Below are 13,096 nucleotides of genomic sequence, written 5' to 3'. Positions count from 1 at the left end.
CTTTTTTTCAGGCACTTAAACCCGAAATTCCGGTTCTTGCTTCCTGTCCATATTTTCTGCTTTACTTTCAGCCCTTACTTTCAGCCCTTACTTCCTGTCCATACTTCCCATCGCGCTTGAAAATATGCCGAATCCTGTTTTTGTCCAGACTCCTTTTCTATCAAATTACGGTTCTCACATGGATTCTTGTTCTTATCCGGATTCCAGTTCTTATCCGGATTCCAGTTCTTATCCGGATTCCAGTTCTTATCCGGATTCCAGTTCCCACTTATTTTCTCCGTAACTCTTATATGTATTTGAAACCTTGAGGGCATTAGATTAGTTGCATATGAAACTATATTCCTAATCGCTTTTAACTCAAAAAAGACCCCTCAGTATCGAAAAATAGAGGATAAAATTATGGAAGATCCAAGAGAAATCTGCGGCCCGATCGCCCACATTTACCGGAGCCACCTGGCATACATGGCAAAGGAACTCGAGGCTTACCGGATCGGAAGCGGACAATTTGATTTTTTAATGGTGCTATACCGGAGGGACGGTATCTCTCAGGAAACCCTTGCAAGGATCCTGAAAGTCAGCAAAGCAACAAGCACAAGGGCAATCCAGAGCCTGGAAAAAGAGGGGTATGTGTACAGGCAGAGGGATAGAGACGACCTTAGGGCTTACAAGGTTTACCTGACCGAAAAAGGAAAGGAAATAAGAGAAGTGGTCCTTGAAAAGCTGATCTCTTTTGTGGATACTCTCCTTTCGGATTTCACCCCGGAAGAAAAAGAAATTTTCAGGCAGCTTGTCCAGAAGGCTGCATTTAAACTCCTTGAACCGGGGTTCGAACCTCCATGCCAGGAAAAGCCGGAAGACGCGAAATAAAAAACGAAACGGAAGCATAAAATATGGAAGAGAAGAGTGAATTTCTGGGAAAAGAGAGTATCGGAAAACTCCTGTTTAAACTTTCAACTCCGGTGATCATCGGGATGGTAGTGCAGGCTCTTTATAATGTTGTAGACACTCTATTCGTAGGGAGGGCATATGGAGTAGAAAGCGTCCAGGCCATAGGCGGGCTTTCGATAGCTTTTCCAATCCAGATGATAATCATGGCTTTTGGGATTGTCCTTGGGACAGGGGGCTCCTCCATTATCTCGCGCGCCCTTGGAGCAAAAGAGGCCAAAAAAGCCGAGAGAACGCTTGGAAATGTTTTTTCCCTGAGTCTGATCCTCAGTATACTTATTGCCATCCCCTTTTTCCTTTATCTGGATGCGATTCTGGAAATTTTTGGGGCAACTCCCGGAATCCTCCCCTATGCGCGGGAATATCTCGAATACATAATTGCAGGAGGGCTTTTCTTCGTCTTCGGAGTCTCGGTCCAGCACATTGTAAGGGCCGAAGGGAACGCACGCCTTGCAATGAATGCGATGCTGATAGGAGCTGGTATCAATATCCTCCTTGACCCGCTTTTTATCTTCGGCTTCGGAATGGGAGTGAAGGGAGCGGCAATTGCAACCGTTATCTCCCAGGCTGTGAGTTCCGGCTGGCTGCTGCATTACTGCCTTAAAGGCAAGGGAGCCGTGCACTTTAAAGCCGAAAACCTGAGACCGGACCCTGGTGTTATAACAGAAATAGGTGCTATAGGACTCGGGTCTTTTGTTATGCAGGCTTCGATGAGCCTTATGATGATCTTTGTGTACAATGCCCTTGCAAGCAATGGAGGAGATGTTGCAATTGCTGTTTTTGGCATTGTAATAAAGATTAATTCCTTTATCTTCCTGCCTCTCCTGGGCATGTCTTTTGGGCTGCAGCCGATTGTCGGGTTCAATTACGGGGCAAGGAAGTTCGAAAGGATAGTAGAAGCCGTAAAACTGGCTCTTATTGCGACAACGTCCTTCGGGCTCCTTGGCCTGCTTATCATCTATCTCTTTACAGAGCAGCTTCTCGTGCTTTTCAGCGCTGACCCCGAATACCTTGCTGTCGGGAAACATGCTGTAATGATTATGCTCATGGGGATGCCTTTGATAGGTCTTAATGTGGTCGCAACAACTCTTTTCCAGGCTCTCGGGCAGGCAAAACCTTCTTTCCTTCTCTCCCTCAGCCGGCAGCTCCTTTTCCTGATCCCGCTTGTGCTGATTTTGCCGAAGTATTACGGTCTGGATGGAGTCTGGGCAGCTTATCCCACCTCGGACCTCCTGTCATTTGTGCTCTCGGCATTTCTGCTTTTCAGAGTATACAGGACTTTTAAAAAACATGCAGCCCATTCGGGGATCGGTACAGGTAAAGAAATGGCGGTTTCCGGCGGGCTCGAATGAAGTCTGACACGCTGAACTAAGCAAAGACCTTCCCTTTTCCCTTTTCTTTTCTCCTTTTTCCTTTTAGCCTGCCATAGGAACTTTTCATTTTACAGATCAATCTTCAGAACCATTGTTTCAAAACCAGTTTGAACCCAAATTGCATAGTTTTTCTATCAAGCAAATCGAGGTGACACGAAATGAACTGCAGTGAATTGAAAGAGGGTCAGGTTCTTGTATGTGAAGAATGCGGGTTCGAACTTAAGGTAATAAAAGCGTGTGGAGAAGCCTGCTGCACGACCGAAGCTTGCTGTACAGGCGACATAACGTGCTGCGGAGGACCTATGAAATTAAAACAATAAGCAGAGAGCAGGACATACAGTAAATAAAAAAAGAATTGTAAAAGAGAGCGGAAGAAGAAAAGTATCTGAGTTTTTCTTTCGAAGCCGTATTGTTAAAGTGCTTTTTCCCTGCTGTCTTTTTTCTTTTTTCTTTTTTCCAGCAAGCCCTGCATCAGCATAATTGCTGCATACGAGCTGAAAAACCAGACTACAAGGGCGATTCCGAGAGACAGCCCCCATTTTCCGAGATGTTGCATGCAAAAGGTGGCTGTGAACACGCAGACGGTACAGCCCAGCATCCCTGCACTGGCTCCGAGGGCGATATCAGCTGCCTGCTCCGAGTTCTCGAAGTGCCCTGCCATAATCACAGCTGCAGCCATCACTGCCGGAAAAGCGGCAAAAATACCTGCAAAGGATTTCGAGGGCACGAGCTGGAGCACAACATAACAGGCAGCGACAGCCAGACCCCCGAAGACGAACCTCAAACCCAGGTCTCGGATATCGACTTTCATGATCGGCCCCGTGCTTCAGGACTTCTTTTGATTTTCATTGGTTAATCCTCTGTTGATTTTCTTCTTTGAAGATATTTTTCTTGACTGATTTATCCCTTTTTTAAAACCCGAACCAGGCGAGGTAAATCAGGGGAGCGAGCACCGCCCAGAGGAACAGGGCATAAGCAAGCCCTCTTTTCCACCCGTACCTGAGAATAAAATAGCTGGCGGCAAGTGCACAGCAGATGTCTGCTGCCATTCCCACCAGTGCCCCTTTCGAAAGCTGCTCGGTCACAGACAGCAGTTCACTGCCATTATATTCAAGGCTCAGGCCCACGACCGCTGCCAGGTACACTGCCGGAAAGGCAGCAAAGATTCCCCCTAACTTGCCCCCGAAAGTCCGGGCGATCAGGGTGGAAGCTAAAACCGCGCTTCCCCCGAACAGGAAGCGGAGGAATAAAGAAAAAGGATCGATGCCAAACATGATGATTCTGTCCCGGAGAGCTGAATGAACTGACTGACGGCTTTTACGGATATCAGGATACCAATGGATACCGGGATACCCATGCGATGAACTTTATTCTTCCCTGCCGTACTTTTCCCTGATCTCAGACTCTTTCAAGACTTCTAGCCCCAATTTGTCCAGAATTTCGGAGATCCGGTTTCTGTCCTCGCTTTTCATGGATTTCCGGTCAAAATAAGCAAATTCGGCATTTGATTTCTCAACCGCCTGCCGGATAAGAGACTCGTCCACGAATTCCAGCTGGTACTTCGGGAAATTGTGCCCGAAGGAGATCCCGGTTTCAAGCAAAAGCCCCGTCTGGCGCATGGCATAGTGCCCGCCTCCGAAACCTACTGCTGTCGGCACTTTTTTCAGGGAAACCGCAAGGATGGCTTTTGCAGCAACCTCCCCGGCTTCGGGGTCTACCCACTGGACTTCGGTGCTGCCGATCTCGGCATAGATGGAAGGGACCGAGAGTTCGGTCGGGCCGTGATGGGTCACTTCAAGGGTTACATCGTACTTCAGCCCTTTTTCCCCTGCAAGCCTTTTCATCTCGCCCAGGATCGATTTCATAGCAGCCGGGGAAGCAACGGCAAGGGATCTGGGCCTGCCTCCGAGCCTAGCTTCGTCCGAGGAGTTTCCGGTACAGTGCACGGTCAGGGAATTGATTTCCTCTTTGCTCCTGTGTTTGGAGGCGAAAATTATCAGGGAAGCCGGCAACCCCGCAGCTTCCAGTTTCTTATCAAGTCCATCCTGAAAGACATGCATTTCGTCAATATCTACAAGCCTGAATTTTCCATCCGCAGATTCTCTGGCTGCCGAAAATCCGGATTCCGGAGGGAGACGCAGGTTTTTCCATTCTCTCAGGTCCAAAAGATGAGTTTTGATGTTCTGGCTGGCAAGGTCGGGAGCAGAACAGATGATGGTGATTTTTGAGTTATTCGCATTTTCTGGATTTTTTTCTGGATTTATATCTGTCATTGTCGGATCAGTCCGGTTTTCTTCTGAATTTATCCTGAATCTATTCTGGACTTTCGTTCAGAAACAATTTCGTTCAATAACAATTGCCTTTAGAATTCGTAAAGATAGATAAAACCAACCCCAAAATTCCGGCTCTGACTAAAATTGCTGTTTTGTTTTTTGACTGCATGGTTTATTCAAAACTGATGCACTGCTCCCTGATTCATACATCCGCAGGGCCCGAACAGGTATACTTACGCACTGAGCAGTCCGACGAAGCATAATGAAAAGAACCACTCGTTTTATGGACGTCTCAACTCGTGTACTGAATGTTGATCTTTGCATGATATAGACCAAATTACAAACTGTAAGCCTGCTTCTTATCTTCAAATTGCCGATGCTACAGAACGTACAAACTCATACTATGGTAAACATCAGCACCAAAAACTGAATAAATAATTTTACAAATACTCTTCAATTTCCATATTTTGAGGGGCCTAAAACATCAAAAATATTTATGCACAGTAGCTAGCTAAAAGTAATTAATAAAAATCTAAAAGATCACTGAGGCCAATATTTTTGAAAGCAGGTGCCGTCTTGAAAGGGCTAAAGTTTTCAGTTTCAGATAACCTCAATTTAACAAAAAACACACATATTGAAAAATCTATTTATTACATATTAAATAAATAATTTATATTAATTAATATTATGCATAAAATATGGCTTATTTTTAGATTTTAAGGTTAAAAACAAAGTATTAACTAACTACAAAATATTTATTTTTTTAAATAGTATATTTTAATATACATTAATTTTTTATATAAGTATCTCCCTTTTTATCGAAGGGGTTTCTTCCCGAAAAGAAATGTTTTACATTTGTTTTATTTTTATGTTGAAAATATATCTAGTTGCCTCGAAAAAATGTATGCGTATTAAAAAATAAATTAAGAGATGTTTTCCATGGTACAACGCATTCCAATCCACATCAAAAGGCTGCTTTCAATTTTCATGATTCTTGTATTGCTCACACCGAATGTATATTGTCTTGAAAACACAGAGGCAAGCCAGGACGTAAGTTCCGAGGGTTCACAAGTTGATTCCGAGTCATACGAGGAAAATAATGAAAACATAGTAGAATCTGAGGAAGAAACGAGTGAAACAATTTCCGATCTTGATAGTGAAAACGCGGATGATGATACGGAAACTGTTTCTGAAGATACTATGTTAATTGCAACTACAGCTTCCGGAGATTATGTCGATATTTTTGAGGACACAAAAGCATATCTCAGTCCGACCCTGGAAAATGAAAACGATTACTTTGATACGAGCCTGTTCACCGGCTCTTTTGTTTATTCTTATCCGATTGAAACTTTAAAAGGAAGAGCTGGATTAGAGCCGGAGGTTTCTCTAACCTATTCCAGTGCTATGGGTTCTAAAGGAACATACGGTTCACTTGGAATGGGCTGGTCATTGAATGAGAACTGCATCATCAGGGATACCAGATATACCCCTGAAAACACAAATGACGACAGATTTATTCTTGTTTTGGACGGCTCAACATATAAACTCGTCTATGTGGAAAGTGACAACTCATATCACACCGAAACTGAAAGTTTTATAAAAATTGAAAAAAGTACGACCAGCAGCAATTCTTTTGGAGACTACTGGATCCTTAAAATGCCGGATGGAACAAAATATCGTTTTGGTTATAATAGTGATTCCGAACAAAGAAACTCCGTCGAATCAAGAAATTACGTCAGTAAATGGTGGCTCGATCTTATCGAGGACGTCAATGGCAACCAGATTAAATATACATATCTTGAAAATCCTGTAAGTGGTGAGGTCGGAAGCACATATCTTGACAGCATAACCTACAACGACAATCATGCAGTTATCGATTTTGAGTTCACGGAAAAACCACAAACCTTTAATTTATACGAGAATGGCAATAAAATATTAGAAAAGAGTTTGATTTCCAGTATTACAGTCACCAATGATGGTAGTACTTTGTGGATTTATAACCTAGAATACCAAAATACAAACTCAAAGTCATTTTTAACAAGTATTTCAAAGCATGGATTAAATGGTCAATCTCTTCCATCCGTTAATTTTGAATATAGTACAATAAGTGGATGGGAAAGTACCGGCACATGGAATCCGCCTACTGTTTTTTCATATGACGGAACAGACAGAGGAGTCCGTTTGGCAGACGTCAACGGAGACGGGTTAGTGGATATAATCAAGGGATACGGTTCTTCCAGTGGTAGCACATATGCCGCGTGGATTAATACTGGAAGCGGATGGGCAAGTACCAGTACATGGAATCCGCCTACTATTTTTTCATATCAGGGAACAGACAGAGGAGTCCGTTTGGCAGATGTCAACGGAGACGGATTAGTGGATATAATCAAGGGGTACGGTTCTTCCAGTAGTAGCACATATGCCGCGTGGATTAATACTGGAAGCGGATGGGCAAGTACCGGCACATGGAATCCGCCTACTGTTTTTTCATATCAGGGAACGGACAGAGGGGTTCGTTTGGCAGATGTCAACGGAGACGGGTTAGTGGATATAATCAAGGGATACGGTTCTTCCAGTGGTAGCACATATGCCGCGTGGATTAATACTGGAAGCGGATGGGCAAGTACCAGTACATGGAATCCGCCTACTGTTTTTTCATATCAGGGAATGGATAGAGGAGTTCGCTTGACAGATGTCAATGGAGATGGACTCATAGATATAATCACAGGATATGGTTCTTCCAGTGGTAGCACATACGCCGCGTGGATTAATACTGGAAGCGGATGGGCAAGTACCAGTACATGGAATCCGCCTACTATTTTTTCATATCAAGGAACGGACAGAGGAGTTCTTTTGGCAGATGTCAATGGAGACGGACTCGTAGATATAATCACAGGATACGGTTCTTCCAGTGGTTACACTTATGCCGCATGGATTAATACTGGAAGTGGATGGGCGAGTACCAGTACATGGAATCCGCCTACTATTTTTTCATATCAAGGAACGGACAGAGGAACTTATTTGGCAGATGTCAATGGAGACGGACTCGTAGATATAATCACAGGATACGGTTCTTCCAGTGGTTACACTTATGCCGCGTGGATTAACACTAACAAAGATTCACCGACTTTAGAATATAAAACACCTTATTTATTGAAAGAAATTCACCATTCAAGTGGTGCAAATACAACTATAAAATATGTACCTTCAACAATATTTGACAATACCGGTAACGATAATACTCCAGATTTACCTTTTAGTGTATGGGTCACAAGCAGTGTGACAAGAGATAATGGTATTACAGGCACGGGAAGCGTAGTTTCAACAACCGATTACACCTATAAAAACGGAATGCAGTACTTCGACCCACCGGAAGAAATCGAATTCAGAGGATTTGGCGAGGTCACCGTTGAAAACGAATATTCGATAGTAAAACACTTTTTCCATCAGGACGATGTGCTAAAGGGCATCGAACATCATACTGAAGTCCGGGACAAAAACGGAAACCTTTACAGTTCCTCGGACACGGAATATACTGCTCAGGAAATATACCCTGATGTCAACCTGATTTTGCTGGACTCGGAGTCCAAAACACAGTTTGACGGGCTTGTACAGAATCCGACAAGTTCAGCCGGCTGGTCATCTTTCATCGAATATGACGAATATGACGATTACGGGAACCCGCTTTCCATAACAGATTATGGGGACGTGAACACTACCGGAGATGGAAAATACTACCATTTTGAATATGTCAATGCAGTAAATCCGTGGATCCTCGGGAAAAAAACGCATGAATGGGTGGAAGACTCCGATCATGTAAAGAAGAGCGAATCATGGTACTATTATGACGAAACAAATGACAACAGTGCCATCAGCAAAGGGCAGCTCACTAAAACAGTATCATGGAACAATATGGGAGATAATCCCAATGTTCTGTACGATTATGATGCCTATGGAAACATAATCCGGATTACAAATCCGGAAGGGATTTCAAAGAACATAGGATATGATGCAAACCATTTATACCCTGTTTCCATTGAAAACTCCCTGGGTCAAAAAGAGCGTTATGAATTCAACGATCTTGGCAGGATAACAAAAATAACAGACAGTAATAGTGTTTCTACTGAATACGCCTATGATGATCTGCACAGGATAACAAAGGTGCTGAAGGTAAACGACACGACTGATTCTCCGTCTACAGAATATACATACTATCAGGACGGCGTAGCACCTGAAAAAATATTAACCAAAACAAAAGATTATGGTAGCGAAGCGAACAATTACGTCATTAATGGTTCTATATTCAGCAATTATAAACGTATCACAATTTCACCATCATCAGACGGAACCCTGACTGATTACCAGGTGAAGCTAAATATTAACTATGAATCCGAGATGCAATCCGATTTTGATGATCTTCGTTTTGTTGATGAAAATAGCATTCTGCTTCCATATTGGATCGAAGAAAAGGTTGATTCCAGTTATGCAAAAGTATGGGTAAAGGTTCCCGTAATCGATGGAATTGATGGTGCTACTATCAAAATGTATTATGGTAACTCATATGTTTCATCAGCAGAGAATGGCGATGATGTTTTTGAATTCTTTGATGATTTCGAAAGCGGTGTAATAGACAGTGATAAATGGAATGAAGTTGGCTCACCGACAATTGTTGACGATGACGGAGATAGGGTATTAAAGCTGACGCCAAACAACCACGTAAATACATTTAATAAGTTTTCCGGTACGGAGTACGTCGTCGGAGGGTTGATGAAGTTTTCGTCATTTGGCGACTATGGCCCACGTATGTCACTTGATGTCAAGCATTTCTCATACTTTATAGAATCATATGCAGATGGCACTGGATGGTCAGGTACAGCAATATTGCATAATCCGGGCTCAGGAAGTTTAATTACAGTTGCACAAGCCCGGCCATCATGGTCTACCGGAGTATGGAATAGATTCTCATTTTCTTCAACGAATAGTGTACAGAAATTGACTAGTGACAAACTCAACCTTTCTGGTACGTATGCAAACAACCTTTCAGGTTCGATATATATAACTACATGGGACAGCGGTAATGACGTTAGATTTTCATATTTATACGTCCGTAAATTCGCATCATCTGAACCCGCTGTTGTGGTTGAAGATAACGATCCCAGCTTCAATAATTATAAAACCATTACAATTTCACCATCATCAGACGGAACCCTGACTGATTACCAGGTGAAGCTGGATATTAACTATGAATCCGAGATGCAATCCGATTTTGATGATCTTCGTTTTGTTGATGAAAATGGCATTCTACTTCCATATTGGATCGAAGAAAAGGTTGATTCCAGTTATGCAAAAGTATGGGTAAAGGTTCCCGTAATCGATGGAATTGATGGTGCTACTATCAAAATGTATTATGGTAACTCATATGTTTCATCAGCAGAGAATGGAAATGATGTTTTTGAATTCTTTGATGATTTCGAAAGCGGTGTAATAGACAGTGATAAATGGAATGAAGTTGGCTCGCCGACAATTGTTGACGATGGAGGAGACAAGGTATTGAAGGTGACACCAAACAACGGTGTAAATACAATTAACAAGTTTTCCGGTACAGAATACATTGTTGAAGGGTTGATGAAGTTTTCGTCATTTGGCAACTATGGACCACGTATGGCATTTGATGTCAGGCGGTTGAACTATCAGGCAGCACATTTCCTGTACACTATAGAGTCATATGCAGATGGTACTGGATGGTCAGGTACATCAATATCATATTATCCGGAGTCAGGAAGTTTAGTTACAGTTGCACAAGCCCGGCCATCATGGTCTACTGGAGTATGGAATAGACTCTCGTTTACTTCAACGAATGGTGAACAGGGATTGACAGTCAACGACTTTGTCATGTCTGGTACATACGCAAACAACCTTTCCGGTTCAATAAACATATGTACATGGGACAGTGGCAATGACATTAGATTTTCATATTTATATATTCGTAAATTCGCATCATCTGAGCCCACTGTTGTACTTGAAGAAAAAAACTATGTCTCTACTTTCGACTCCACCGACTCATACGACGGCTTTGGTCAACTGATCCAGAAAAAGTATGAAGGGGAAGACGGCTGGATTATCCAGAATACCGCATACAATGAGCTGGGTCTTGTAGAAAGTGTTGAAGTCCCGCATTACTCAGAGCAATCCGGCTTATCCGTAACCTACGAGTACGATGCAACCGGACGGCCAACGGTTATCACCAATACTGACGGCACTACCCTGACATACGATTACGAACTTGACGACACCACGATTACCAACCAGAACGGAGTAGATAAAACACTAACAAGTGATGTTTTCGGGAATATTGTAAGGGTCCATGAGTTCAACGAAGGCGAAACTTACGTTACATCCTACAGTTACGATGCCCTGAATAATCTCATCGAGATTACGCCGGGCTTTAATGACCCTCAGGCTCCGCCCAGTGTTTATTTCACCTACGATTCCCTCGGCAGGAAAGTGGTAATGGACGACCCTGACATGGGCAGCTGGACCTATGAATACGACCTTAACGGCAACCTGATAAACCAGACCGATTCACGGGGAGTTTCGACAACCCTCAGTTATGATGACCTGGACAGGGTTACTGCAATAGATTACCCGAATGATGAGGACGTCAGTTTCACCTACGACCTTGAATTTAACGGTACGCTTTCCCGGGTAACAAAAGGATCCGCATCATCAAGTTACGACTACGACCTGCGCTACAGGGTAGAAAGCGAAACCTTAACCATTGACGGTACACCCTACACCACGTCCTATGATTATGACAGCATGGACAGGGTTACGGGAATCACCTACCCGAACGGCGAAGCCGTCAGCCTGACATACAATGCGCAGACCCTTCTTGAAAGCGTTGACGGCGTGATTGACGACCTTGAATACAACGCAAGGAACCAGATCACAAGAAAGGAATATTCCAACGGCGTAATCACAACCTACACCTACGACAGTCAAAAACTGCTGCTGGACAGAATCTATTCCGCAGGCCTCCAGGACCTCAACTACGATTTCGATAACGTCGGCAATGTCCTCGAGATCGCGGACAACACCCAAAATTCCGTAAAAACCTACGGATACGACGACCTTGACAGGCTGGTCAGCGCAGATATGTCGGTCAACAGCGTCCCGACCTACCAGAGAGATTTCACCTACGACCGGTATGGCAGTATCAGGCAGGTGGATAATAACGGCGTCACAATATCCTCTTATGGCTACTCTGCGACCCCGTCCCACGCACCTGCTACCTACAACGGAAACACCCTCGACTATGATGCAAACGGAAACCTGGTCGACGATGAGGATTTCATCTACGTCTACAACGATGCCAACCAGTTAAGCGAGGTCCGTTACTCCGCTAACAATTCCCTTGTGGAAAAGTACTGGTACGATGCAAGCGGCCAGAGAATCAAGAAACAGAACTCAGGTGGAGAATTCACTTACTACATCAACAAGTTCTACGAAATTGATAACGGTACATCCACAAGCTACTTCTTCCGCGACGACGAACGCGTAGCCAAACAAACATCCGAAAGCATGGAGTGGTACCTCTCCGACCACATAGGCAGCACTTCCCTGATGGTGGACGAAAACGGCCTTGAGATCGAACGCACCGATTACTTCCCATACGGACAGGTTCGGTCAGGCGGTCTGGAGAAATACGGGTTTACAGGACAGGAAAATGATGCCGATACAGGGCTGATGTACTACGGTGCAAGATATTATTCACCTGAGTACAGGGTTTTCGTTCAGCCGGATACGATGCTTCCTGATCCGTATAATCCGCAGGCGTTGAACAGGTATTCTTATGTGCTGAACAACCCGGTGAAGTATACTGATCCGAGTGGGCATATACCTGTAGATACACTTCTTGATGGGGCTTTTCTTGCATACGATGGAATAAAGTATTCACTTGATCCATCCGAAGAAAATTTGAGAAATTTAGAATGGAGTGCAGCGTCGACTGCATTACCATACGTGCCTGGACGATATGTAAAACCGGTCTTGAAATATGCACCAAACATAGTAAAAAATTCCTTGAAATTTGCAGATGAAGGCATTGAGGTTGCAGAAGCTACTGTTGAAGCTGAAAAAGTAGTTAGTAACGTCGTAGATACGCTAAAAGCTTCTGATAATGTTCCAGAGTCTTTAATGGCGGGAGAAGCAAACACATATGTATATTATGGTGTTCGAGACGGCGACAATGTCTATGTAGGAATTACAAATAACCTTGAAATAAGAAAAATACAACATCAAGCAAGATTCGAAGAATTAATTGCTTTAAACGATAAACCATTGACAAGAAAACAAGCAAGAGCTGTTGAGCAAGCTGAAATAGTGAATAATCCTGCGTTTGAAAACAAAATTAATAGTATCAGCTCTAGTAGAGATTTTTATGATGAAGCTGTGGAATGGGGACAAAATTGGTTAAAAGATCATGGCCTATGAGAGATGATGCGT

The 13,096-nt window shown here is 43.4% G+C and carries 7 protein-coding genes; 4 read left to right on the top strand and 3 right to left on the bottom strand.

The window, feature by feature from the left end:
• Nucleotides 1–399 precede the first annotated feature (399 nt).
• From ACSAZL_RS08360 to ACSAZL_RS08350, 3 genes are all read left to right on the top strand, one after another.
• Entirely contained in the window at nucleotides 400–867 is a 468-nt protein-coding gene (locus ACSAZL_RS08360) for a MarR family winged helix-turn-helix transcriptional regulator (protein ID WP_440948230.1), read from the top strand.
• Nucleotides 868–890: 23 nt separating this feature from the next.
• Nucleotides 891–2,297 carry an MATE family efflux transporter gene (locus tag ACSAZL_RS08355; RefSeq protein ID WP_440948229.1) on the top strand — a complete coding sequence of 469 codons (1,407 nt, stop codon included), beginning with the start codon at nucleotides 891–893 and terminating at the stop codon, nucleotides 2,295–2,297.
• A gap of 179 nt (nucleotides 2,298–2,476) precedes the next feature.
• Nucleotides 2,477–2,638 carry a hypothetical protein gene (locus ACSAZL_RS08350; RefSeq protein WP_440948228.1) on the top strand — a complete coding sequence of 54 codons (162 nt, stop codon included), beginning with the start codon at nucleotides 2,477–2,479 and terminating at the stop codon, nucleotides 2,636–2,638.
• A gap of 92 nt (nucleotides 2,639–2,730) precedes the next feature.
• Here the strand turns inward: ACSAZL_RS08350 and ACSAZL_RS08345 are convergent, their stop codons facing one another.
• The 3 genes from ACSAZL_RS08345 to ACSAZL_RS08335 all read right to left on the bottom strand — a co-directional run bounded on the left by ACSAZL_RS08345 (nucleotide 2,731) and on the right by ACSAZL_RS08335 (nucleotide 4,591).
• The gene (locus ACSAZL_RS08345; protein ID WP_440948227.1) at nucleotides 2,731–3,129 is read right to left on the bottom strand and encodes a DUF3147 family protein; all 399 of its coding nucleotides are present in this window, start codon (nucleotides 3,127–3,129) and stop codon (nucleotides 2,731–2,733) included.
• Nucleotides 3,130–3,229: 100 nt separating this feature from the next.
• Nucleotides 3,230–3,592 (bottom strand): DUF3147 family protein, encoded by a 363-nt coding sequence (locus ACSAZL_RS08340; RefSeq protein ID WP_440948226.1) that lies wholly within the window; start codon nucleotides 3,590–3,592, stop codon nucleotides 3,230–3,232.
• Between the two features lie 93 nt (nucleotides 3,593–3,685).
• Nucleotides 3,686–4,591 carry a D-aminoacyl-tRNA deacylase gene (locus ACSAZL_RS08335; RefSeq protein WP_440948225.1) on the bottom strand — a complete coding sequence of 302 codons (906 nt, stop codon included), beginning with the start codon at nucleotides 4,589–4,591 and terminating at the stop codon, nucleotides 3,686–3,688.
• A 939-nt stretch (nucleotides 4,592–5,530) separates the two neighbouring features.
• Between ACSAZL_RS08335 and ACSAZL_RS08330 the strand changes: the two genes are divergently transcribed.
• Entirely contained in the window at nucleotides 5,531–13,084 is a 7,554-nt protein-coding gene (locus ACSAZL_RS08330) for a DUF2341 domain-containing protein (RefSeq protein WP_440948224.1), read from the top strand.
• Nucleotides 13,085–13,096: the final 12 nt, after the last annotated feature.

Source organism: Methanosarcina mangrovi (assembly GCF_052057765.1).
In the GTDB taxonomy this organism is placed as follows: domain Archaea; phylum Halobacteriota; class Methanosarcinia; order Methanosarcinales; family Methanosarcinaceae; genus Methanosarcina.
The sequence above is the reverse complement of the archived record's forward strand: the minus strand, read 5'-3'. Positions and strand labels throughout refer to the sequence as shown.